This is a genomic window from Phycisphaeraceae bacterium (genome assembly GCA_020851465.1).
In the GTDB taxonomy this organism is placed as follows: domain Bacteria; phylum Planctomycetota; class Phycisphaerae; order Phycisphaerales; family Phycisphaeraceae; genus JADZCR01.
Genome location: JADZCR010000011.1, coordinates 1 through 23,792, shown reverse-complemented (window position 1 = coordinate 23,792; position 23,792 = coordinate 1). Strand labels below are relative to the sequence as shown.

Below are 23,792 nucleotides of genomic sequence, written 5' to 3'. Positions count from 1 at the left end.
GCCATGAACGAGCGGTACGACGAAGAAAAATTCCTCGGTTACCTCGAAGGCGATCTGTCACGCGAGGAGATGATCGAGTTTGAAAAGCAGGCTGCGGATGATCCGCGGCTGCGAAACCTCATCGCCCAGCTTGTGCTCGATCGTCATCGTCTGCGTAACCTGCCGGATGAGGAACCGCCTGCCGACCTGATGGAGCGCGTCAATCAGCGGCTGGAGCGCAACATGCTCCTGGGTGTCGCGCCGAGCGATCCGGGTTTTGTCGCGCCCGTCCGTCGTTACCGCTTCAAGCGGGTGGCGGGTTATCTGGCGGTCGCGGCCTTGCTCGCGATCAGCACCCTGCTGATCGTCAACACTCTCAGCAACGACGGGCTGGACCGCCTGGCGCAGTCGCCCGGCCCGCTCGCGTCAAACACGCCTCACGCCTCCGAGCCGCCGACTTTCCGGCAACCGCCCGCCGGCCCTGTCAACGAGTCCAAAGAAACATCTGCGGACAGGCTGGCGATGGCTGCGGAAAAAACCAAGCGTGGGGAAGGCAGCGGAGCGGCTGCCGCCGATAGCGAAGTTCCCGCCGATACCAACGCCAAAGCCAATGTCGAGACTGAAATCGCCGCCGACGCGGAAAAGCGATTGGCGCTTCATAACGACAAAGACGGCAGCGAGGGAGTCGTCGGACATCTCAAGGCTGAATCGAGTCCCGCACGAAGTTCCGCGCCGGGCACCAGCCTGAGCAAAGGCCAATCGGAGTCTCGACTCAAGGCCGCGGAACCCGCTGATGCAGCCAAGCCGGCGTCGAAGGGTGAAGCAGTCACAGCGCCACCCGTGCAGACGCTAGCGGAGAATCAGGATCAGGCAATGGCTGCCGGTCAGGAATCGCCGCGAGCGACAGCCGCAGGAGGAGGCGGCGTGGCGTCGAAGCTGCCCGCGGTTCCGAGCCTGCCGCGGGAACGCAAGGATGAGTCGGCAGCCAACGGATCGGAGACGGATCGCACGCCGTTGCTTCTGGAAGTTTCGAGCACTTCGACCGAACAGACCAACCAGGCGATCGCGCTCTGGTCTGCGCAAAACAACGTCCGCATGGAGATGATCAGCCGCAGCCAGATGGCGGTGGAAGACCAATCGCGACAGGCGAATCAAAAAGCGGGTTCGGATGAGAACCAAACGCAGAAGCAGGCCTCGAATGAAATCGTGCTCCTGCTGCACCGCAAGCAACTCGCGCCGCTGATGACGCATCTCAACAGCCAGAAGGGTCAGCGGGCTTCACTGACGCTGCTGCAATCGCTGGGAGATCACGCCGGCCGCGACAGAGCGGGGACGCAGAGCATCAGCCAGACTCAGCCCGCCTCGGCATCTCAAGAGAAGGAGAAGCACGCGGCGGGGCAGGCCGCCTCGACGGGTGGTAAGCAAGCCATGCAGAGCCTCGCAGCCACGCAGCCCGCAAGGAGCAATACGGAACTAAGCACATCCGGCGGATATGCGGAGCTGGAACCGGACACATCTCTGCTCGACGATGAGATGATTCGCCTGCCGGTCGTGGTACACGAGGACGCGGAAACGGCGCAGCCGAATCATTGATCGCAGGCAAACCTATCCAGGCGTTCGCAGCAAGTACGAGGCGGGATGAGTCATCGCTCGCGGTTGCGGACATACTCGCGCTGTAACGCCACCGTTACCAATGCCCACCAGGGTGCCAGCGCGACGAGCAGGAGCACGGTCCAGATCATCGCGGAAAAGGGGCCGAACAACACCGGCCAGCCGCGCAGGTGGCCGAAGTACGCCAGCATCAGGACCGTCAGGGTCGTGACACCAGCCAGAATGATGACCGTCAGCCACGCGGCTGTCCGACCGACACGTTTGATAGGCATAACAACTCGGAAGTGTTCACAACAAGGTCTGCGACTGCGGCGTTCGACGTTGAACAACCGTGCGGAAGTTCGGCGAGAGTAGCGTGATCAAAACATTCGTCAAGAAACGATGCGACCTGCCGCACCTCGATCCTCTCACGCATGCGGTTCATCCGCTATCGCGATGTGCCTGTGTCCGGCTTGAAAGTGGAGCAGGAGATATCTCCGCTGCGCGTGATGACCAGATCGACCATACCCGTGCGGTCGGTGATTAAACGGGTGGTTTGAGGATCGATCAGCGCATTCCAATGATCCGCAAGCAGTCGTGCCGGTCCGCTGGATTGGAGCACAAACCGGGGTGAGACCGCCCGGTACCAGGCGGGTGAGCTTTCGACAAAGCTGCCGTGATGCGGCAGGTCCGCTACATCGGCACGCAGATCGTGCGCGGCCAGCAGAAGGGGAATCGACTCCTGTTGAACGTCGCCGCTGAGAAGGACGCGCCGTCCCGCAGCACGGATCGAGAGCACCATCGATGCGTCATTGGCACGGCGAGTGCGGAAGTTTTCCCTCGGCCAGAGCAGTTCCAGATCAGCTCCGCCGGCAAACTCGTGCCAGCCCGCTTCTGCCTTGAGGATGGGGATATGCCGCTCCCGGATGCGTAAGAGGAGCAGTGCCGCCGGGCCGCGCGGATACTCCGCCGCTTCGTCGAGAAACTGCGGCGTGAGAACGATCCGTGAGACCGATACCTGATCGATCAACTCAGGAATCCCGCAGTAGTGATCCATATCCGCGTGAGAGATAAAGAGCGTGTCGATTCGGGAAACGCGCAGAGCAGCCAGTCCCGGCGCGATGCTTCGCTTGCCGATGTCGAGGTACTGCATCGAGCCGCAGTCGAACATGATGGTCTGCGCAGGCGTTCGAGGGTCGGCGGTAAGGCGTACCAGAAAACACGAGCCGTCACCTACGTCGAACATATTGATCGTGACGGCGGGTTGATGTTCGACGGGAGCCAGATGAGCGGCGATCAGGCTCGGCGCGTGCGGCCAGAACAGCCAGATCGCACTGATGCTGACCGCGGAAGCCAGTGCCAGCTTTCTTCGTGCGAACAGACCGGCAAAAAGTGCCACGAGAACTGCGACGGCGGCGAGCGTCCACACCAGACTCGGCGGCTCGGCCAGCTGCACGGAGGCGGCCGGCCAGTGTGCGGCATCGCTGGTGAATCGGATCATCGCGTCGGTGATGCGCTCCAGCGGCCAGGCTAAAAGCGCAGCCAGTGACGGCAGCATCAGGCCGACGATGACTTTGAGAAATCCCAGCGCCAGCACGCCTGTCACCAGCGGCAGGACGATCATCGAAAGCAGCACCGCCAGCGGAGCGACGACGCCGAAGTGATACGCCACCAGCGGCAGACTCAGCGACGCAGCGACGACATTGGCTGCGGTGTAATCCGCCACGGTGCGGGCGACGAGTTGCTGTCGTGTCATCTCGGTGTCGGGCAGCGACGGCTCGGCCCATATCCATCGCCCCACGGGTCGAGCAAAGAGCAGCAGTGCCGCGACCCCCACGAAACTGAGCTGACAACCCGCGTTGAACAGATCGTTGGGCCGCCACACCAGCACGATCACACCCGCCAGCGCGAGCATGTCGATTCCACGCACCCGTCGGCCGCTTGCAAAGCCGACGGCGAAGGTCGCCGCCATGATGCCCGCCCGCGTCAGGGGAACCTGCGGCGGCACGAGCACCAGATAAAGTCCCAGCACCAGCAGCACCGCGATGCACGCGCGGTTCGGACGACGCGACACCAGCCGCGCAGCGAACCAGACCACGGCCAGCAGAATGGTCAGATGAGTTCCGCTGATGGACAGGATGTGCGCCAGGCCGACCTGACGGAAGGAATCATCCACTTCGCTCAGGTCAGAACTCCATCGACCGAGGATGAGGGCATCGAGCAGCGCAATGCGGCCGGCGTCGGGTGTCATACCGACGCGGAGCGACTGGGCGGCTGCGTCGCTGAGCCACCGTGACGCCAGGGGCAGGGCGGCGGTGACGCTGGAGCGACCGATGAGGGAGTAGTTTTCCCGTCCTCCCATCGACAGCCGACCGTACACGCCGCGATCAGCCAGAAATTGGCGATAGTCCCTTTCGCCGGGATTGACCGGCCCTTCGATGGTTCGGAGCCAGCCGGCGGCTTGGATGCGGTCGCCGGCACGCAGCTCGTGATCAGCCTCCGCGACTTTCGCCAGCAGTTTGCCGCTTGAGGGTTGCATGACGCCATCGACGAGGATCGAATCCACATCGAGAAAAAAGAGCGTGCCGGGCGGTTTGTAGCTGAACTGAGCAAGTCCGCCGATTGCAGGCGCGCTGAGAAACGGCACGCCGTCAACCGTGCCGCTCAATTGGACAAGCTGCGAATTATTCGAGAGGAAACGACGCACATCATTGGCAGAGGTGAACTCCTCGCGCACCACGGTCCATGCTGCCATCGAGCAACTCAGCGCCAGCACACCCCAGCATCGTGCCCCGCGCGACCTGCCGGCGATGAGCATGACGCAGGCGATGAGAGAAGTGATGCCGCCGGCGATCAAGAACGGCAGCAGTTGCCGCCAGAGCGTGCCCGCGATGATGCCGACCACGCACGCCAGGGCCAGGGAGATGAACGGACTGATGGTTGCAGCACGAACCGCTGGCGATGGAAGGGTCGGCGCAACGGGTTGAGGTTGCGTTGTCGCGTCGGGATCGGGCGGGCCTGTCGTCATGGTGTCACGCGCGGTTCGCCGATGCGTCGCGATTATAGAAATGAAACAGCTTTCCAACTCCGCGTCATGGATCGTGAGCGAGGTGACGCGATGGCCGGTCCGAAGCGGTAAAATAATTCCCGCATGATCCGTTCGTTGACCGCGAGTCTGCGACCCCTGCTGAGGCCCAAGCGCTTCGAGGCTTTCTGCGTCGGGCTGCCCCGTGCCGGCACGCACTCGGTGGCCGCGATGTTCAGCGGTTACCGTGCCGCACACGAGCCGGGCGGAGAATCGTTTCTCAAGGAAATTCTCCGTTACACCAACGGCACGATTGAGCCGTCCGAGATGACGAATCTGCTCCGCCGCCGTAATCGTCAGCAATGGCTGGAAATGGAGTCCGCGCCGTTCGATGTGTTCATTGTCGAGCTGCTGGTGGAGCTGTTCCCCAAAGCGAATTTCATTCTGACGACACGCGACTGTTACAGTTGGATCGACTCAGTGATTAACGATGAGCTGAGCCGCCCGGACAAGTCAGGTACGTGGGCGGAGTATCGCAAACTGTGCTTCGGTGATGTGAAATACGACTACGCACCGCAGGAGCAACCGCTGCGGGAAAAAGGGCTTTGGCCTCTGGCGGGTTATTTTTCCTACTGGAAAATGCACATGCGGCGCGTGCTCCAGGCGGTGCCTGCGTCGCGGTTGATGGTCGTGGATGTCACAAAACTCATGGAGCGGTCAGCAGACCTGGCGGAATTCGTCGGCGTGCCCGCACGCTCACTCGACCTCGATCAGACGCACGTCTTTAAGGTCGTGCGAAAGTTCCAGATGCTCTCCCAGCTTGATCCGCGCTTTGTCCGGGCCGCAGCGGAGGAACACTGCGACGAACTGATGCACCGCTTTTTTCCCTGCCACGAATCCAACCTGCTCGCGCCGCGCTGAGCAGCAGATCAACGGTAGAAAAATCAACAACTCCACAACACAGCCGCCGCGGTTGTCGAGTCCGCGCGATGAAGCCGGGTGATAGAAGGGTTCAAGCCTTGGCGGAAGCGGACGGCTGCGCGACAGTTCCCGCAGGACGCGGCGATGGAGACAGCCCGCCCGCCGCAGTGCCCGCAGAGGCTCCGGCAGTACCTGAGGTTCCGGGGTTTCCGGGGTTTCCGGGGGCTCCGGGATTTCCGGGGGTAGGGATGCCGAGACCGCCCGACTTGGCTGCCTTGGGCTTGCGATCCGGTGCCAGCGTCATTGTCATGCGCTTACCCATGAGCTTGGGTTCAGCTTCGACCTTGCTCACTTCCGTGAGTGCATCGCGGATGGAGCGCAGCGTCGCCAGGCCGATTTCCTGATGCGCCATTTCCCTACCGCGAAAGAGCATGGTGAACTGAACCTTATCGCCTTCGCCGAGGAATTCCTTGGCACGTTCGGTCTTGATGTCCAGATCGTGCTTATCAATCTTGGGGCGCAGCCGCAGCTCTTTAAGCTCGCTCTGTTTGGAGTGGCTGGCAGCCTTCTGGTCTTTCTTTTTCTGCTGGTACTTCCACTTCCCGTAATCCATGATTTTGCAAACCGGCGGTTTGCTCATGGGGGAAACTTCGACCAGATCGAGGCCTGCCTCGCGTGCGCGACGCTTCGCTTCATCGAGGTCGATGACGCCTACCTGATCGTCGTTGTCGTCGATCAGACGAATGGGAGAGATGCGAATGAGATCGTTGATACGTAGCCGCTTGCCGGTGTCCCGTTGCGGCGGCTGAAATCGTCCCTTGCCGATGGCCAGTTCTCCAGAGAGGAATCAAGCTCCGCGTTTTCAACAGGTCGCACGACTCATTGAGTCACGCTTCCACGCGGCACCGGCGGTTGGGATTCGGGTCGCATCCAGACGCCCGATAACCCCCAACACCTGAACCGGACTTAAAGACAGACTAGCCTTATTTCGCGTGTCAAGCAAGACGCAAAGCCTTCCAAACGAGTCGAAAAAAACCTGCGGAAGCGACATCGACATCGCCTCCGCAGGTACAGGGTGATTACCTAAGCTGCGTTACCGACAGTCCGCTTCCTCCCAGTGACCGGGAACCAGCACCTGCTCGCAGCGAGTTTCATATCGTGCTGGTACACGGACGTCGCACCAGGTTCCGGGCCGCACGACCAACTCGTAGGGGCGGCCGCAGTCGTCAAAGCGCCGCTGGATCACCGGCGGCGTGTACCGCCGCTCAATCCGCGCCGGCTCGACGCAGACCTGGACCTGACGTTCCTCATAATGAGCGGGCACCCAGACACGCCGCGGAGGAGGCGCGTAATACACGGGGGTCGGCGGGGCGCAGATTGCCGACACCGGCCGGGATAGATCGCCGATTTTGATGCTGAATGAGAAGCTGGAACCTCGATCCGAAGATCGGTCATCACGGTTCCACCCACGGCTGTTCCATCCACGGTTGTTCCAGCCGCCAAAGTCACGATGATCACTGTCACGATGGTCACTGTCACGACGGTCGTTATCGTGTCCGCGTTCGCGATAGCTCGACCAACTTCTATCCGATCCGCGCCAGTGGCCTTTGCCGCTGTCATGGTCGGCGTTGGCGGGGCTTGCCATCAACGCCAAACTCGATGACGCAACCACTGCTCCGACTACCCAGGAAATCAATTTCGTTTTCATGACGGCACTCCTTTGCAAAAAGGTTTTGGGTTGTCCACACTCACGACCTGAAAGGCTAACGCGACTGCGATCGTCGCAGGTTCACACAGGCATGTGAAAGGCGGTAGGCTGCGCGTAAGTGGCGGATAATGCAAGAGATGGCAGCGTTTCACCGACCTTGTGCAAGAACGAGGCATCGGCTGCGTTTAACCTTCGGTGCCCGTTCACACGGCTGGTCGGGCCTATGAGGAGTTTGGTTATGACAAGGACGCACACAAAGGCAGGCTTCAACGCATCTCAGGGTGTGGTTCGCACCGAGGACATTCAGCGACACCAGGCGATGGTGAAACTGGTGTTCGAGTGGATGGCCCGCACGCATGCCAGTCAGCAATTGCTGGTTCGCTGCATCGAGGAGTTCTGGCAGCGGCGCGGTCAGGCGGATTATCGTTGCGATCACTCGCTGCTCTCGCGCGTTCTCAATCCGGTCGATCCGCACGTCCCCACGCCGAACCGTCCCCGGTCGATGCAGATTCTTCAGGCAGCGATGGTCGTCTGCGCCAGGACGAGCGATCCAAACGTGGTCAACGAAGCGACGGACGACGATGCGGTCTGGTCCAGTGATGACGAGCAGGCGTTCAAGATTCATCGCGTACGGCTGCGCCAATTACGGGAAAACTCGCGGGGGTCGCTCTTCGAGTCGCTGCACCGCATTGGTGAGTTCTTCGCGGTGGCGCGCGGTCTGGATGACTCCAGGCCGTCGAACACCAACGGCGAGACATTGCGCTGCCGTGCGTCGGAGAACGTATTGCTGGCACTGGCGGCCGTGGTTGATCCGGGTGCGGAATGGACTCCGCTGATCGATCGACTCAGGCATGAAGGCGTGGCGGATGAGGAGGCTGATCGTCTGGTGCGCGAGCAGATCGCGCGGGTCGAGGCGATTCTCGCGGCTGTGCAGCCGTCGGTGAATATGAACGCCTACGCGGGTGTGGTTCTCTTTCACAGCGGTCAGCGGCAGCAGGGTATGGAACGGCTGATGCAGGCGGTCGCAGCCTCACATGATTTTCATCTGCGTCACGATCCGCACTGGCGGACGATGTTTGATCTGCTGGAGCGGCTTCTGGCTGCGGAGGATGCCGAAGCGGTCAACTGGAGCCGCAGTGTTGCCGCCATCGCCCAGACATCCATGGCGCGAGAGGGCGGTTATGCGCAACTGCTCCGTGAAGCGTGGCGTGAGGTCGAGGTTCCTCTGTTGCGGCGGACGTGGCGTGAACAGGCAGCCGCGCTGGTAAATGCGCTGGATGACGCCGCCGCCGGCCCGCGCGCAACCGTCCCGGCGACGCCGAGCCGCCGAGTCAAGGCCAAGGTTGTTCTCCCGATCATCGCGGTTCTGCTGGCACTGCTGGGCGTCGGTCAGATGTTCGCTACGGAGTCGCTCGCCATTTTCGCTGTGGGAAATGAGGCGGCGATCAGCACGGCAGCACCGCTCGCGGATCGACTGGCGGGGATTCATGGCCGCGAAGCCAGCCGGCCTACCGATCCGCCTCCGCCGACCGATCCGCCCCAGGCGTAATCACCGACTCGCCATCTCTAGGCGTTTTGCGTTTCGACATGCGACTCGTTGCGTCGCGGCATCTATTGCTATGATCCTCCCCCTGTATTTGCTTATTACACAAGGCGGAGATTCATCATGGCTGACAAATTACGTTGGGGTATTCTTGGCACCGGTCGCATCGCCAAGACTCTGGCTAAAGCATTGAAAGCGTCATCGACCGGCGAACTCGTCGCCGTCGGCAGCCGGACGCAGGAGTCGGCGGATAAGTTCGGCGAGGAGTTCAAGCTCACCGCAGCGCAGCGATACGGTTCGTATGAGGGCGTCGTGAATGACCCTCGCGTTCAGGTGGTTTACATTTCGCTGCCCAATCATCTACATGCCCCCTGGACGCTCCGCTGCGCGGAAGCGGGCAAGCACATCCTTTGCGAAAAACCGCTCGCCATGAATTACCCCGAGGCGATGACGATGGCGGAGATCGCGCGGGTCCACAACGTGTTCCTGATGGAAGCGTTCATGTACCGCTGTCATCCGCAGACGGCCCGGATCGTCGAGATCGTCCGCTCCGGTGCGCTGGGCGAGGTACGCATCATCCAAGCGAACTTCAGCTTTCGAGCGCCCGATCAGTGGAAGGACATCCGCTGTGTCAACGAGTGGGGCGGCGGCGGAATCATGGACGTGGGCTGCTACACCGCTTCGATGACGCGACTCATCGCCGGTGCGGCAGTGGGTAAGGATTTTGAGAATCCGATCGAGGTCAAGGGAATCGCCCAGATCAGCCCGGAAACCCGCGTCGATCATTGGGCGACAGCCACCGCCCGCTTTCCCGGCAACATCCTTGCCACGCTGACCTGCGGCATGAACATCGCCATTGATTCAACGCTCCGCGTTTACGGCACCAACGGCAACCTGAGCGTGCCCAACCCGTGGTTCCCCGCGGAAAAAGACAACATCATGACCCTCCACCGTGCGGGACAAGAGAAGCCGGAGACGATCAAAGTCGATGGCGGGGCCGGCCTTTACAGCATCGAAGTGGATCGTGTCGCCAGCGAACTGCATAACAAGCAGGCGACATCGCCCGCGATGAGCTGGGCGGACACGATTTCCAATATGAAGTTCCTCGACGCCTGGCGCAGGTCAGCCGGCCTGGTGTGGGACACGGAAAAGCCTGACGCGCCTTTCCCGACAATCGCCAATCGTCCTCTGCGCCCGCGTGCCAATCACAACATGCCTTACGGCCATGTCGAAGGCGTCAACAAACCCATCTCGCGCGTGGTGATGGGTTCGATGATTTTCGACAACAGCGCGCTTCCTCTGACCCATGCGCTGCTCGATAACTTCGTCGAGATCGGCGGTACGTGCATCGATACGGCCTACATTTACGGCGGCGGACAATGCGAGCAGGCGGTGGGCAAGTGGATCAAGAACCGAGGCAACCGTGAGCAGATCGTGATCCTCGGCAAGGGCGGCCACACCCCCGACTGCAACCCCGAAGCGATCACCCGACAGCTGCACGAAAGCCTGCGGCGTTTCGGCGTCGATTACATCGACCTCTATGTCCTTCACCGCGACAACCCCGACCTGCCCGTCAGCGTGCTGGTCGATGTGCTCAACAAGCATCACCGAGAAGGGAAAATCCGCGCCTTCGGCGGGTCGAACTGGACCATCCAGCGGATACAGGAAGCCAACGATTACGCGAAGAAAAACGGCCTCGTGCCCTTCGCTGCCAGCAGTCCCAATTTTTCTCTGGCGAGGTGGAACAAGCCCACCTGGGACGGCTGCACCACCGCTTCGGACCCGCAATCGCGGGAGTGGTTCACCCGCACGCAGATGCCGCTGTTTTCCTGGTCGAGTCAGGCCAACGGCTTTTTCACCGGTCGATACCAGAAAGGCGTCAAGCCTGTCATGATCGACGACTGGTATGTCAATCTCCTTGAGCCGACCTGGTTCAACGATGACAACTTCCAGCGACTGGAGCGGGCGCAGGAACTGGCGAAGAAGAAGGGAGTGACCTCGACGCAGATCGCGCTGGCATATGTGCTCAACCAGCCGTTCCCCACTTTCGCCTTGATCGGACCTCGGACCATCGAGGAGTTGCGGACATCCATCGAAGGGGTGACTCTGAAATTGACCGCTGAGGAGTTGCGCTATCTGAATCTGGAGTCCTGAGCATTGCTGGTCAGTGCTGTACCCAGATGCCCGACTCGCTTAGTTGCGATGCCAGGTAGAGCAGCCAGTACGCCAGCGGCGCGACGATCACGGGTGAGTCGAGCACATCGAGCAACCCGCCGAAGCCGGGAATGGATTTCCCTGAATCCTTGAATCCCGCGTCGCGTTTGAAGAGGCTGGCGACCAGATCGCCGAACTGTCCGACGACGCCGATCGTTGCACCGGCGAGAAAAGCTGCCCAGAGCGGAAAGATGACGGGTCTGGCGTGACGGATCGCGCCGATTTTGTCGTACACATGCAGGCCGTGAGGAGAAGCGGAGCTGTTGAGGGCATTGCTGAGGGCAGTCAGTCCCGTGGCGACCACCGCCGAGAGGAGGACGCCGCCGATGAGACCTTCCCAGGTCTTACCCGGACTGAGCCAGGGGATAAGTTTGTGTCGCCCGATGAGTCTGCCGGTGGCATAGGCACCGATATCGCAGCACTTGGTGATGAGGATGATCGCCGCGACCACCCAGGCGCTGTGCCAGCGGCGGATCGCCACGTAAAAGCCCGGCAGGATGCCCAGGTAAACAAACGCCATCATCGTCAGTCCGCCGACGAGAATCGCGCCCTGTGTCCGCTGGTTGACCCAACTGTATTTCACCAGAGCCATCAGAAACAGCACGCTCATGAGCGTGGCAACCGCTGCGGTGGCGACCTGTGAATTGACTCCCACCGGGATGATGTAGATCAGCACGCATCCGGTGATGCCGCTGAGCGTGAGCATGAAGGTGTCGGCAGGGATGCCCTTGGCGGTGGCGATCGCGGAAAACTCGCGGGCACTCAGGACGATCAGCAGGATGAATGCTCCGAGCATGAGCAGGCCGGCGGGCAGATATTCGCGCCCCAGGAACAGCCGCTGAAAGACGGTGCCGTTGAGGGGAACATTGTCGAGCCGGTTATCAAAATGAAAGATGACGGCAAAGGCCGCGATCATCAGCGGGCCGAAGATCAGCCGGTACTTGAGCATGTCGGCAATGTTAGCAACCCGGCGGGGCAGCAGGTGAAACATGGCAGGGCGCGAGGCGATCCAGTATCGTGTGGCGCGTGATGACGGCACACCCAATTCCGCTTCGTAGCTGCGCCTGTTTCATTCGTCGGCGGGGCGGTATGGCTCTGGCGATTTTGCTCGTCATGGGTTGGTGCATGGCTGCCGCCGCCCAGACGCTGCCCGTCGCCGGCGACGGTGAAAATCTGTGGATCGCCCTCAACGCTGACGACTCGATCCAGGTCTATCAGCGCAACGAGTTCGACGCGGCCAATCGCGTACTCAAGGCACCGTCTTTTTCCGGTCGGCTTGCGCCGGAGGGGATTGCGGTCGGCAACGACTGCCTGTGGCTGGTCTCCGACAAGCTCACCGTCCAATCCATGCCGCTCAATCTGCACCCGCAGCCGGGCAAGTTGCCTCTGGAATTGCCTCGGATGGAACAGCAACTCCCGCGTCACGAGGCGTTGGTGGCCTTCGGGGCGGTGCAGTCCGGGCCGTGGGCACTGGTGCGCGTCGAGGACCAGGCATCGCTCGATCGCATTGACAGCGGGATGACGGAAGCGGAAGTCGCGACGCAAGCGGCTTCGCAGCCGGCGGCAAGCCAGCCGACGACGCAGCGAACGTCGCCCGGCGTGGTTCGTGCTGATCGGCTGCTCCGGCTTGAGCAGAACCGCTGGAACAAGGTCGAGCTGCCCAATGACTGGCCGGCGCGGGGCAAAGCGTGGATCGTCGCCGAGTCGAGTCAGGATGAAAAACCGCTGCTGCTGACGGCACCCGCCGGCGAGGATTCCGAGCTGTGGCTTTACCGCCCGACGCAAACCGACTGGCAAAAGTCAGTCTTCACCCTCGAAGGGTCCAGAGACATCATTCCTCTGGGGGTGGATCATCAGCTCGTCCTGGCGCGGCCAGTAGAGGACAAAAGTGCGGGGGTCACGCTCGAACTGCTCATCGTCCGTCCCGAAGGCATTCGGCGCTTTGGCACCATTTCAATGGTTGTTCCCAAGGACGCTGTCTGGGGTGTGACCACCGCGGGACAGACCATCGCGTTGATTTCCGCACAGGGCAAAAAGCTCCTGTGGACCCGAAAAAATCTGATGAACGAGGAGGTTGCTCCCGCTTCACCGCTCGAGGAGGACAACCAGGTGCTCCTCTTCGGCAAGGGTGTACCCATGCAGCTCATGATGATGGGGCTGGCAATGGTTCTCGTCGCGGCACTGGTCTGGCGACGCGGCGGCGACGGCGGCAAAATCACCCTGCCCGATGGGTATGAATCCGCAGACCTCGTGCGCCGGTTCATCGCGGCAATGATCGACATGGCGATTCCCGTGGCGATCGTCGCCTATTACCAGCAGATTGCTCCCATTGATCTGGTGTCGAGCTGGTACTACGCATTACCTTCTCTGGAAACGCTCCAGTCGAATCTCGCCGTCATCGGACTGCTCCTCCTGCACACGACGATCTCCGAAATGTTCACCGCGCGGACGTTGGGAAAAATGATGCTCGGCCTGCGTGTCGTGAGTGTGGACGGCAAACCGCCGAATATCTGGCAGGTGCTTTGCCGCAACCTGCTCAAGAGTTGCGACCTGCTCGCCTGGCCTCTGCTGGTGCTGCCGCTGGTTCGTCCGCATGGACAGCGTCTGGGTGACATCCTCGCCCGGACTCTCGTGGTCACGCCGATTTCTCCCGATCGTGAAGATCAGGACGGCGGGTAAACCGTCCGCTGCGCTGCTGCTCCGAAATCCGTAGCTCTCGGTCATCCGTGCTAACATTCCCAGCAAAACAGGGGCGATTCCAACCATGAATTCCGGCGTCAGCGCAACCGCCGCTCCCGTGCGGCAATTCGCCAGCGATAACAATTCGGGCATCTGCCCCGAAGCGTGGGACGCCATGCTCCGCGCCAACGAGGGTCACGTTCCCGGATACGGCGACGACAAGTGGACGCAGCGGGCTTCCGATCTGCTCCGCGAGCTTTTTGAAACCGATTGCGAAGTGTTTTTTGTCTTCAACGGAACCGCTGCCAACGCGCTGGCGCTGGCGTCGCTTTGCCAGAGCTATCACAGCATCGTCTGCCACCAGAATTCGCATGTTGAAACGGATGAGTGCGGTGCGCCGGAGTTTTTTTCCAACGGCACGAAAGTCCTGCTCGTGGGCGGGGCACTGGGAAAGGCGGACCTCGGAGCGGTGAGCAACATGGTGACGAGGCGACGGGACATCCACTACCCCAAGCCGCGCGTGCTGAGCCTGACGCAATCAACCGAGGTGGGCACGGTGTACGACGTCACCGAACTGGCTGCGGCCCGTGAAGTCGCGCAGCGGCATCATCTGCATATTCACATGGACGGAGCGCGGTTTGCCAACGCCGCCGCGTCACTGAATGTCGCGCCGCGTGAAATCACCTGGCGGGCGGGCGTGGACGTGCTTTGTTTCGGCGGGACGAAAAACGGAATGGCGGTCGGCGACGCAGTGATCTTTTTCAATAAGGATCTGGCGCGTGAGTTCGATTACCGCTGTAAGCAGGCAGGACAACTGGCGTCGAAAATGCGTTTCCTCGCGGCTCCCTGGGTCGGCCTGCTCGAATCCGGCGCCTGGCTGCGCAACGGTCAGCGTGCCAACGCCGCCGCCGCTTCTCTGGCTGACCAGATGCGGACGATCCCCGGCGTCGAGGTGCTTTACCCGACTCAGGCCAATGCCGTCTTTGCGAAGCTCGACGCCGCGATTGCCGGACGACTCAAACGCGGCGGTTGGTCGTACTACACCTTCATCGGAGGCGGCGCGCGCTTCATGTGCTCGTGGGACACGACCCCGCGTGATATCGACGCCATCGTCTCGTGTATGCGCGGCTGAGAGTTTCCCCAATGACGGCTATGTTATGAAGCAGCGGACTCGCTGAGCACCGGCATGGCGTCACGGTAATCTACCGGGAGAAACCGCCGGAATCGTAATACGCTGCGTGATGAGTCCCTGCTGACCGCCGCAGCGTTTGTCGTACCGCCTGGACTCGATCGTCAGTGATCAATCATGGAACTTCCAATCGCAAGACAGAGTTACCTGCCGTCCGCCGAAGCCCTCGTGCGCGCGCTTCGTCGCGCTGATGAGGTGCTCGTGCGGACAGCCGCGGAGGAAACGGAGCTTGCCGGCGCGACGGTGTTTTCAAACCTCGCACGGCCTGATATCGCCATCGTTAATCGTGCAACTCAGGTACGGATTCCTGAAGGCATGACTGCGGAAGCCGTGTTGTCGGAGATTGATGCCCACTTTGCATCGCGTGGCTTGCGCTGCCTGCAATGGGAAGCGGTCGATCCGACATGGCCTGCGCCGCTGCGCGAGGCGTTGACGGCTCGTGGTTGCCGCGAGGAGGTGATGCAGCTTCTGCTCCTCGACAGGCCCGTGCCATTGACGCAGCAGAACTCTCGATTGCAGATCATCCCCGGTCGAGCCGCATATGCGGAGCTGCGCCGCCTGCTGGTACGGATCGCTAAATCGCGTTCGGAGGCGAGCGACGACTTCGCTGCACGGTTGGCGGATACGCAGATCGATCACCATGACGAGGCAAGGCTCGAATCACTGCTCGGCAGACTTAACGGCACACCCGTGGGGCTGGTGAATGTATTGACGCTGGGTAACATCGGCGTGATAACCCGGATTGCCACCGATCCGGATTTTCTCGACCAGAACGTCGCCTCGACGCTGCTGAGCCATGCGCTGGAGTTCTGCCGTCGTGTATTGTTTGAAAATGTGGTTCTGGGATTGACCGCAGACGATCCGGCGCAATCTCTCTCTCAGGCGGCGGGTTTCAAACCGATTACGACTTTTTCCATCTATCGGCGTCCCTGACATGACCGAAGAAATCATCACCCACGGGACGCGGCAAAGTGCCATTCGTATCTGGACGCTTCGGGTGCTGGCACTGCTGGGCCTGCTGGTGACCTGTTACATCGCCGCGCAATCCGCACGCGGTACCTCGCTGGCTGGATGCGAACCCGGATCGGGTTGCAGTCATGTGCTCAGCAGTCGCTGGTCGATATGGCTCGGCCATGTGCCCGTCGCGCCGCTGGCGGCAGGTGTTTACATGGCCTATCTGGCTGCGAGTTTGGGGATCGCTCCCAGCCGTTCCATCAAAGCACAACGGACAGCATGGTGGCTGATGATCGTGCTGTCACTCGTGATTTTCGGCGCTGCTGCGTGGTTCATCACGCTTCAGGTGTATGTCATCCGCGCGTTCTGCGTCTGGTGCATGAGCGCACACTGGATCGGCGTCGCGCTGACGGTGCTGACATTGCTCCTCGCCCCGATCGGTCGCCCGCGATTTGCCGGCGACTCGTCCTGCCGCGTCGGCGGCGGAAGCGTCGTTTTCGCAGCTGTGCTGGCGTTGTTGCTCGTGGGCGGGTTGGCGACCGGGCAGGTGCTCGTCACGCCTGCCACGCATCGCGTTCTGCGTTTTCAGAATCTGGGCATTCCCACGGAAAATTATCCCGTCATCGGCTCACGCAGCGCGCCGCATCTGCTCATCTGCTTTTTCGATTACACCTGCCCTCATTGCCGGGCATTGCACGGTTATCTCCAGGCAGCACGCGCACGCTATCCCGGTCAGTTGGCGATCGCGCTGGCTCCGGTGCCTTTGTCAGCCCAATGCAACAAGACGATCAATGAAACGGAACCCTTCCACGTCGAAGCCTGCGCTTACGCAAAGCTGATGCTCGCGGTGTACCGGCTCGCGCCGAGTCATCTGGAGGAGTTCGACACCTTTCTGATGCAGGGCGACCGCCCGCCGACTGTCGCCGCCGCCCGGCAACGTGCGGAGCAATGGATCGATCGATCAACACTGGATGCGGAACTGGCGCAGCCGTGGCTTTCGCAGATGATTGACGCACAGATCGAGCTGAATAATCGTCTGCGGCGCAGTGCCACCGAGCGGGGGCAGAAGCTGCGCGGCGGGCTGCCGACGATGATCCTCAGCAACGATCGCATGATCGCCGGCCGGCCGGCAACCGCCGAGGAGTTTTTTCAGGTGCTCGAAGAGGAGTTGAAATTGAAGACGCCTTCAACTCAGCCTCTCTCCCGTTAGAATCCCGCTTTTGGTTCAGGATGACCGCAATGGCCGCCACGCTCACCCGCGATGATATTCAGGTCCGTCTCATGGTCGGACTCGAGGTCCATGTCGAGTTGGCTACGCGATCGAAGATGTTCACTTCCGCGCCGAACGTCGCCCATCCCGACTACTTCGAGGCCGAACCTAATTCGCTCTGTGATCCCGTGGTGCTGGGGCTGCCCGGCTCGCTGCCGGTGATGAACAAACGCGCAGTCGAGATGTCGATGCTCGTCGGGCTGGCACTGGGATGCCGGATCAATCGTCACGCCAAGTGGGACCGCAAGAGCTACTTTTACCCCGATCTGCCCAAGAATTACCAGATCAGCCAGTACGATCAGCCGCTTTGTCAGGATGGGGAACTGGAAATACCCATTGGTGACGGCTCCGGGAACACAAAAAAAATTCGCATCATCCGCGCGCATCTGGAGGAGGATGCCGGCAAGCTGCTGCACGAGGCGCCCGGAGGATTTGCCATCGATCACTCGATCGTGGACCTCAACCGTGCCGGCACGCCGTTACTGGAGATCGTGACTCATCCTGACTTCGACACGCCTGAACAGGTTGTGAGTTTTGCGCAGACACTCCGCAACATCTGCCGGTTTCTGGGTGTGACCGAAGGCGTCATGCAGAAAGGTCATATCCGCTTCGAACCCAATATCAATGTCATCATCACCGCGCCTGATGGCCGCGTGCATAAGACGCCGATTGTCGAGATCAAGAACCTCAACAGTTTCAAAGCGGTCCACGGCTCGGTGAGACATGAACTGGAACGGCAGGTGGACGAGTGGCTGGAAACCGGCGTGACGATGAAGCCGGGAACCAAGAGCACACGCGGCTGGGACGACAACAGCGAGACGACGTTTCTCCAGCGTGAAAAAGAAGAGGCCCATGACTACCGCTATTTCCCCGACCCTGATCTGGTGCCGGTCGTCGTCGATGATGCGTGGCTCGACTCGATCAGGGCAAAGCTGCCGGAACTGCCGCTGGCGCGGGAGAAGCGGTACATCGAAAAGGTCGGGCTGAATCCCAAGGATGTGCGCGGACTGATCGACGAGCCGAAGGTCTGCCTGTTTTATGAGAGCGTCGTGACGGCGGGTGTCGATCCTAAGCGAGCGGCGGCGATCGTGCTGAACAACCTCGCCAAGCGGGGTAACGAGCGCGGCTGTCGGGTCGATCAACTGGGTATCACGCCGTTGCAGGTGAAACAGATCGCCGATCTCGCCGCTGCGGACAAAATCGGCTCCGCGGCCGCGGATGATCTGTACGGATTGTGCTGTGACGATCCGTCAGCCGACCCGCTCAAGCTCGCCGAGTCACGCGGCATGTTGCAGGTCAGCGATAACTCATCACTCGAAGCGTGGATCGATCAGGCATTGGCAGCCAACCCGAAAGCGGCGGAAGCGATCCGTGGGGGCAAGGACGCGGCAGTCGGCTCGGTCGTCGGTGCAGTCATGAAGCTGAGCAAGGGCAAAGCCAACGCCAAGGTCGTCGGAGAGATGGTCAAGAAAAAGGTTCTGGGTTGACGGCCGCGATTTGCGACGGCTGAGTTTTATTGAGTGCGGTATGTACGTCATCACGATCTAGCACCGCAAAGATGATCGATGATATTGACTGCCGCGGCGTGTTGCGGCTTTCCTTTTACAACAGGGACACTCACATGGACCCGCAGGCTGCCGTCGTTCGCCTTCTTGTTGATGGTTACGTCGCACTGCCCGACATTCTCACCGGTACTGAGCTTGCTGCGCTCGACGCTGCATTTGAGCGACGCGCCAGGGAGACCGGCACGCGCTGGTTTGACTGGGAAACGCTCGACGGCATCCCGGAGTTTGTCGGCTACCTGGCTCACCCAAACCTCATGAAATATGTCACCGCCTTCGCTGAATACATGGGTGAGGAAGCGGTCTTCGCCAACAGCTCAGGTGCCCGTGATTCTTATAACCCAGCCAATCCCGGCCCGTCTTATGAGCCGGCCAACCTTCGGCATGGTCCGCTGGGCTGGCACGATGATGTGGTGGGGATGAAAAATCCGCAGTCGGAAGCGATCCAGATGTTGCTGGCCAGTCTTTTGTATCTCGATGAGACGTTTGCTGACAACGGTGCCTACTGCAGCGCGGTGGGCAGTCACTATCTGGCGCGGGCGACACCCGACAAGAAACCGATCCTCGCCAAGCCCGACTTTGTGCTCGACAACTGTGAGCTTAAGCCGGTGCCGTTGAAACCCGGCGGTGTGGTCCTCTACCGTGGGCATCACTGGCATGGCGTGGTGCCGATGAAGCAACGCCGTCGCCTCGTGCTCCAGAGCTTTACCACGAGACGTCACTACAATATGCAGATCGGCCACACGCAGTTGAGTGAAAAGTCACGTGCGCTCCTTACCCCGGCGCAGAAAAAATACGTGACTTCCTACTCACAGGCCTGACACGACACAGACGCCTCAGATCAGTGACGTTTCCGGGGAGGAACGTCTCACTTTCCATGGACAAAATCATGCTGTACCGTCGCATTGCCTGCCTGATCGTGCTTATGTTGCTGGCGGCTGTCGTTTCACCGGCTGTCGCGGCTGACATCTATGTCCGCGCCCGCGTCATCGGGCCAGCAGCTCCCAAGCACACCTTCACCTTTGGCGCGTGGGTCCACGTCGAGCCTTGGACACTGCCCACGGAAAACCGCGAGGCTGAGGGCGATCAGTGGACGCCGTGGCTTGATCTGACCAAGTGGAAGCTTCATGGGCGGCTCAACCGCGAAGGCGGCATTGCCGAATGGCCGGCGATGAACATTTCCATCGCAGACGGATCAGGAAAGCCGATCGTCGGCTGCGAGTTGGAAGTGCAACTGGCGGACAAGCCTGATCCTGCGCATGTCGTGATCCAGTTCCGGGAAAAGGGCGGCTCGAACATGGTTGCGTTCCTCCTGCCGCATCCGCTGCGCGAGAAAAAGAGCGAGTTTGAAACCGGATCGCAGATGGCGGCTCGTCATGCTGCATGGGCGAAGGAAGCAACAGGCGGTAAACCCCGCACGCTCAAGCGTTTTGAACTCCTCACGTCTCTTTGGGGCCACAGCGACCCGGTGCTGGCGCGGCAGGAGGTCGAGACGCTTAAATCGCTGGGCTTCAACGTCATCGGCGGGGCACCCTGGCAGGTGCTCCGTGACGCCAACGTGAAAACCTACACCGCCACCTGGCATCTGGTGGCCGACCCGGATGTATCGGTCGAGACGTGGCGCAAATCCGACGGTGCTGCCATCGAACGCGCCAATGCCACGGAGGAAGGGCGATGGCTCAACTCCCATTACGCGCACTACGTCGTCGCGGATGAAATCCAGACGATGGACCTGCGGCCAGCCGCGATCGCCCCGGAAAAACTCAACGGCTTTTTCCGCGACTATCTCCGTCAGCACGGCGTCTCCGACTCATCGCTGGGGAAACCCATTGATCAGGTCGAGTATCCCGCGGCTGCGATGTTCGAGAAAACACTCCCGCGCGATGCGGACCTGACCACGCGAAAGGTGCTCTATTACGCAGCGAAATTCGGCCAGTGGTGGTCGGTCAAGCAACTCCGGCAGACCACGGAACTGGTGAAAGGATCGCTGCCGGGCATGAAGACCGAGACGCTGCCCTCGGACCATTCATTCTTCAACGCATGGGGCCCGCCTCATATCGGGATGGCCTATCGCGGACTGGATTTTTTTGAGATCGGCCAGCAACGCGCGGTGGACATCATCTCCGCGGAGGACTGGCTCGGACTCAATCACATGTACGGCCCCGGTTCCACCTGGACGGGCGCGCCTGCCTTCGCTTATCTCAGCGCGATTTTCCGATCCGGTATCGGCGATCGACCGGTCGCGCTGCGCGGACTCATCACCGGCAGCGATGACGGATTTCTGCGGCTCAAAGCGTATTCCGCACTGGGGCAGGGGGCGACCAGCTTTTTCTTCTGGACGTACGGGCCGACCTACATCAGCACGGAAAACTACTGGTCCGATCTGCGCAGCGAATACGACGGCATCGCGAAGCTCTCAGCCGCACTCGTGAAAGCTGAGGACGTCATCATGGACGCGAAAGTTCAGCGCGACCCGGTCGCGCTGCTCTACTCGGTCAGCCATGATTTCTGGCATACCGATGATCCGGCGAGCTTTGTCGAAAACAGGCTCACCTGGTGCGCGCTGCGACACTCAGGAATCCAGCCCGATCTGCTGCGTGAGGAAGATGTCGAGTCAGGCGAATTGAAAAATTACAAGGTGCTTTACGTCACCGGCCAATGCCTGACTCGCAAAGCGGGCGAGGCGATCGAGGCGTGGGTCAGGCAGGGCGGCAGAGTTTATCTTTCCGCAGGTGCTGCGACGCGAGATGAGTTTTTCGAGCCATACCGCCCGCCCTTTGCCGCACAGGTATGGCCCGACGATGTCACGCAAACCATCGTGATCGAGCGCGGGCATCGCTACAGTGAGCGGTCGGACCTTCCCCGCATCAAGCCGATGGACTACGCTAGCGTTGGCGGGGAACACGCGGCGCGTCTGCCGGTGATCGGCGTCAAGGCTGCGCTTCGTCAAGCGAAGAAGGACCCCGCGATGCCTGCATTTACGGACGGATCGCCCGCGGCGGTGCGCGTCGCCCACGGCAGGGGCGAGGTCATGGCGGTGGGATTTTTACCCGGACTGGCATACGCGCAACTGGCCGGCTTCAAGCCCACCACGCTGGAAGAAAAATGGACTGCCGAGCCGCGCGAACTCATCAGCCTGCCGCTGAAGACCGCACAAGTGACGGGGGTGGCGCATGCGGACCAGCCGGTGGTCGAGTCGAGTCTGCTCAAAGGCGAAAAAGCCTCGGCAGCCGTGCTGGTCAATTACACGTATGAACCGATCAAGTCACTCAAGGTGACGCTCCGTGGTGTGGGGCGGATCAACCATGCGGAGAGCACCGAAGGTGTGGCAGTGAAACTGCGCACACTCAACGAGCGCGATGTCGAGATCGAGCTGCCTCTGGATTGGACGGACATTGTGTTGCTCCGGCCATGATGACGGAGCAGAGCGATTCGTTGCGGTCCGCTACCCTCGCGAGCGCGGAGTGTCGCAGGCAGCGGAAAAGACGAATGGACGATGAAGATATGGTCGCCTCGTTTTACGGGGCGAGGGAGTTTGGAAACGCCTTCGATGGCGAGTACGATACGTCACGTCTGCGGGCGTAATTCAGCGGTAGAATGCCAGCTTCCCAAGCTGGACGTCGAGGGTTCGAATCCCTTCGCCCGCTTTGGTGAAAGAGACATCGGTCAGAAATGACCACGAATAAAGCGACGCCCGGCCACTCCTACCACGGGGCTTGCCGGGCGTCGAGATGAACCCCTTAACCAGCGGGGCCAGCAAAGGAGTCCAAGGATGGACAGCAAAACGGAGCTGAAACGCAGAGTGAAAGAAGACCTGATGCTCGCACTCGATTGTAGCGAGCCCGATGCGGAGCGGGGCGCGTCGTGGTTGCTCAGGGTTTGGGAAATGAAACCAAAGCCCAAAAAGCGTCGGCCTTACGCGAAGAGCCCGCTCGTGATTCTCGATTGATCGCGCCGCGGCCGGCTGACGCTGGCCGCGACGATTCGACGGGGAGACTCGTCGTAAACCCTGCGGTCTCTTCAACCGTGGGGTAAAATGAGGGCCTGCGGTGAGAAAGTCCTAACCGGCTTGCACACTCACCGCACCCCGCAGCCCATCCGCTTTACGCGGGTGGGTTTTTTTGCGCGAGTAGTGGGTTGACACACTCCGACGATCAGCGCAACATGGCTCTCGTGCAAGCCGGTCTCGATGGGCCTGAAGAACCCATCACCCCGGTTACAAGTTGAAAACCCGAGCCGCTTCAAGCTCGGTCGTCTCGCGGGCAGCGAGGCGGATCGCCTCACTCGGCTTGCACTAAGGCGATCCGCCCGCGCTTCTCGCGTAGCGGGCCGGTATGACAGCCGCGCTGCACAACTCGAGCCTCTTCCAGTTTCACACAAAGCCCGTGCGCGCCCTGATGCGTGCGCGGGTTTTTCTTTTGGCGTTGACCCGACCGATCCGCTTTTGCACTCGATGTTCGAGCGCCGGAGCCGGCCGGGGTTTCTTATGGCAAGTGACCAGGCCGGCTGTCCCGTCCGGCCTGGTCGCCTTTGTCCGCATAAGCACGGAGGCTTGAAGTGGCCGGACTAATCCACCAGCACGTTTTCGCGAGTGACCAACCCCACAAGGCAACCTATGAGCCTGTCGGTGATCGGCGTATCGAGCTGCTCATCGCCTGGCGGACCAACGGCGAGTTAAGACGGCTCACCGACATTAGTGCGGTCACAGGCCCCGTCCTGCTGGCTCTGGCGAGCCGCGTTGACCCGACGGCTACCAGTCGGGCCTACCTGTCACCCATGCCCACAGAAGACGATCTAATGGCCGACACGGGCCTTCGACGCTCGTCGATCTACAAAGCCCTGAACCTCATCCGTGCCGCCGGCCTGCTTTGTGCGGCTCGCGGCACCCCCAAAACCGGCGTTCTGTTCGGCACGGCCGCGGACTACCGTGCCTATGAGAGTAACCCTCAGCAGGAGCTGGATTATGGTTGCGGCGATGAAAAAGTCCGTGATGGCGCGCGCGCCACGGCGGACTTTTTGGCTGAGGGAGGCGGTGATAAGTCCGCGATGGCGGACTTTTCGGAAAAAGTCCGTGATGGCGCGCGCGCCACGGCGGACTTTTTGGCTGAGGGAGGCGGTGATAAGTCCGCGATGGCGGACTTTTCGGAAAAAGTCCGTG

Annotated in this window: 18 protein-coding genes and 1 tRNA gene; 14 read left to right on the top strand and 5 right to left on the bottom strand. The window is 61.0% G+C overall.

Annotated features, from left to right (window positions below):
* Positions 1–3: 3 nt before the first annotated feature.
* Positions 4–1,572 carry a hypothetical protein gene (locus IT444_11555; GenBank protein ID MCC7193407.1) on the top strand — a complete coding sequence of 523 codons (1,569 nt, stop codon included), beginning with the start codon at positions 4–6 and terminating at the stop codon, positions 1,570–1,572.
* Between the two features lie 50 nt (positions 1,573–1,622).
* Here IT444_11555 and IT444_11550 read toward each other — a convergent pair whose 3' ends face one another.
* Together IT444_11550 and IT444_11545 are read right to left on the bottom strand one after the other, a co-directional pair.
* The gene (locus IT444_11550) at positions 1,623–1,862 is read right to left on the bottom strand and encodes a hypothetical protein (GenBank protein MCC7193406.1); all 240 of its coding nucleotides are present in this window, start codon (positions 1,860–1,862) and stop codon (positions 1,623–1,625) included.
* A 155-nt stretch (positions 1,863–2,017) separates the two neighbouring features.
* The gene (locus tag IT444_11545; GenBank protein ID MCC7193405.1) at positions 2,018–4,597 is read right to left on the bottom strand and encodes a ComEC/Rec2 family competence protein; all 2,580 of its coding nucleotides are present in this window, start codon (positions 4,595–4,597) and stop codon (positions 2,018–2,020) included.
* A gap of 123 nt (positions 4,598–4,720) precedes the next feature.
* On the opposite strand from IT444_11545, the gene IT444_11540 reads away from it, so the two are divergent.
* Positions 4,721–5,515, top strand: coding sequence for a hypothetical protein (locus IT444_11540; protein ID MCC7193404.1), 795 nt, complete (start codon positions 4,721–4,723; stop codon positions 5,513–5,515).
* 91 nt (positions 5,516–5,606) lie between these two features.
* Here IT444_11540 and IT444_11535 read toward each other — a convergent pair whose 3' ends face one another.
* Both IT444_11535 and IT444_11530 read right to left on the bottom strand, forming a co-directional pair.
* Positions 5,607–6,347, bottom strand: coding sequence for a translation initiation factor IF-3 (locus IT444_11535; protein ID MCC7193403.1), 741 nt, complete (start codon positions 6,345–6,347; stop codon positions 5,607–5,609).
* A gap of 261 nt (positions 6,348–6,608) precedes the next feature.
* On the bottom strand, positions 6,609–7,223 hold the full coding sequence (locus tag IT444_11530) for a hypothetical protein (protein ID MCC7193402.1): 615 nt from the start codon (positions 7,221–7,223) through the stop codon (positions 6,609–6,611).
* A gap of 238 nt (positions 7,224–7,461) precedes the next feature.
* On the opposite strand from IT444_11530, the gene IT444_11525 reads away from it, so the two are divergent.
* Positions 7,462–8,772 (top strand): hypothetical protein, encoded by a 1,311-nt coding sequence (locus IT444_11525; GenBank protein ID MCC7193401.1) that lies wholly within the window; start codon positions 7,462–7,464, stop codon positions 8,770–8,772.
* A 117-nt stretch (positions 8,773–8,889) separates the two neighbouring features.
* The gene (locus tag IT444_11520) at positions 8,890–10,920 is read left to right on the top strand and encodes an aldo/keto reductase (GenBank protein MCC7193400.1); all 2,031 of its coding nucleotides are present in this window, start codon (positions 8,890–8,892) and stop codon (positions 10,918–10,920) included.
* Positions 10,921–10,930: 10 nt separating this feature from the next.
* Here the strand turns inward: IT444_11520 and IT444_11515 are convergent, their stop codons facing one another.
* The gene (locus tag IT444_11515; protein ID MCC7193399.1) at positions 10,931–12,019 is read right to left on the bottom strand and encodes a phosphatidate cytidylyltransferase; all 1,089 of its coding nucleotides are present in this window, start codon (positions 12,017–12,019) and stop codon (positions 10,931–10,933) included.
* Here IT444_11515 and IT444_11510 point away from each other — a divergent pair.
* The 10 genes from IT444_11510 to IT444_11465 form a co-directional block, all read left to right on the top strand.
* Positions 12,010–13,659: an RDD family protein gene (locus IT444_11510; protein MCC7193398.1), complete on the top strand. Its 1,650-nt coding sequence runs from the start codon at positions 12,010–12,012 to the stop codon at positions 13,657–13,659. The genes IT444_11515 and IT444_11510 overlap by 10 nt on opposite strands.
* 85 nt (positions 13,660–13,744) lie before the next feature.
* Positions 13,745–14,791: a low specificity L-threonine aldolase gene (locus IT444_11505; protein MCC7193397.1), complete on the top strand. Its 1,047-nt coding sequence runs from the start codon at positions 13,745–13,747 to the stop codon at positions 14,789–14,791.
* 174 nt (positions 14,792–14,965) lie between these two features.
* On the top strand, positions 14,966–15,781 hold the full coding sequence (locus tag IT444_11500) for a GNAT family N-acetyltransferase (GenBank protein ID MCC7193396.1): 816 nt from the start codon (positions 14,966–14,968) through the stop codon (positions 15,779–15,781).
* Between the two features lies 1 nt (position 15,782).
* Positions 15,783–17,012, top strand: a complete 1,230-nt coding sequence (locus tag IT444_11495) for a thioredoxin domain-containing protein (protein MCC7193395.1) — start codon at positions 15,783–15,785, stop codon at positions 17,010–17,012.
* 29 nt (positions 17,013–17,041) lie between these two features.
* Entirely contained in the window at positions 17,042–18,559 is a 1,518-nt protein-coding gene (gene gatB / locus IT444_11490; protein MCC7193394.1) for an Asp-tRNA(Asn)/Glu-tRNA(Gln) amidotransferase subunit GatB, read from the top strand.
* A gap of 71 nt (positions 18,560–18,630) precedes the next feature.
* Positions 18,631–19,455, top strand: a complete 825-nt coding sequence (locus IT444_11485; GenBank protein ID MCC7193393.1) for a phytanoyl-CoA dioxygenase family protein — start codon at positions 18,631–18,633, stop codon at positions 19,453–19,455.
* Positions 19,456–19,523: 68 nt separating this feature from the next.
* The gene (locus IT444_11480) at positions 19,524–22,049 is read left to right on the top strand and encodes a hypothetical protein (protein ID MCC7193392.1); all 2,526 of its coding nucleotides are present in this window, start codon (positions 19,524–19,526) and stop codon (positions 22,047–22,049) included.
* Between the two features lie 160 nt (positions 22,050–22,209).
* A tRNA-Gly gene (locus tag IT444_11475) sits at positions 22,210–22,281 on the top strand.
* Between the two features lie 125 nt (positions 22,282–22,406).
* The gene (locus IT444_11470) at positions 22,407–22,583 is read left to right on the top strand and encodes a hypothetical protein (protein MCC7193391.1); all 177 of its coding nucleotides are present in this window, start codon (positions 22,407–22,409) and stop codon (positions 22,581–22,583) included.
* Between the two features lie 608 nt (positions 22,584–23,191).
* The coding region (locus IT444_11465) for a hypothetical protein (GenBank protein ID MCC7193390.1) at positions 23,192–23,792 on the top strand (601 nt) is incomplete at its 3' end.

What these genes read in the sequence shown, in the direction of transcription:
- IT444_11510 (MCC7193398.1), top strand. Translation starts at nt 12,010, where the DNA reads ATGACGGCACACCCAATTCCGCTTCGTAGCTGCGCCTGTTTCATTCGT.
- IT444_11470 (MCC7193391.1), top strand. Translation starts at nt 22,407, where the DNA reads ATGGACAGCAAAACGGAGCTGAAACGCAGAGTGAAAGAAGACCTGATG.
- IT444_11505 (MCC7193397.1), top strand. Translation starts at nt 13,745, where the DNA reads ATGAATTCCGGCGTCAGCGCAACCGCCGCTCCCGTGCGGCAATTCGCC.
- IT444_11525 (MCC7193401.1), top strand. Translation starts at nt 7,462, where the DNA reads ATGACAAGGACGCACACAAAGGCAGGCTTCAACGCATCTCAGGGTGTG.
- IT444_11550 (MCC7193406.1), bottom strand. Translation starts at nt 1,862, where the DNA reads ATGCCTATCAAACGTGTCGGTCGGACAGCCGCGTGGCTGACGGTCATC.
- gatB (MCC7193394.1), top strand. Translation starts at nt 17,042, where the DNA reads ATGGCCGCCACGCTCACCCGCGATGATATTCAGGTCCGTCTCATGGTC.
- IT444_11480 (MCC7193392.1), top strand. Translation starts at nt 19,524, where the DNA reads ATGCTGTACCGTCGCATTGCCTGCCTGATCGTGCTTATGTTGCTGGCG.
- IT444_11485 (MCC7193393.1), top strand. Translation starts at nt 18,631, where the DNA reads ATGATCGATGATATTGACTGCCGCGGCGTGTTGCGGCTTTCCTTTTAC.
- IT444_11540 (MCC7193404.1), top strand. Translation starts at nt 4,721, where the DNA reads ATGATCCGTTCGTTGACCGCGAGTCTGCGACCCCTGCTGAGGCCCAAG.
- IT444_11545 (MCC7193405.1), bottom strand. Translation starts at nt 4,597, where the DNA reads ATGACGACAGGCCCGCCCGATCCCGACGCGACAACGCAACCTCAACCC.
- IT444_11555 (MCC7193407.1), top strand. Translation starts at nt 4, where the DNA reads ATGAACGAGCGGTACGACGAAGAAAAATTCCTCGGTTACCTCGAAGGC.
- IT444_11500 (MCC7193396.1), top strand. Translation starts at nt 14,966, where the DNA reads ATGGAACTTCCAATCGCAAGACAGAGTTACCTGCCGTCCGCCGAAGCC.
- IT444_11520 (MCC7193400.1), top strand. Translation starts at nt 8,890, where the DNA reads ATGGCTGACAAATTACGTTGGGGTATTCTTGGCACCGGTCGCATCGCC.
- IT444_11530 (MCC7193402.1), bottom strand. Translation starts at nt 7,223, where the DNA reads ATGAAAACGAAATTGATTTCCTGGGTAGTCGGAGCAGTGGTTGCGTCA.
- IT444_11495 (MCC7193395.1), top strand. Translation starts at nt 15,783, where the DNA reads ATGACCGAAGAAATCATCACCCACGGGACGCGGCAAAGTGCCATTCGT.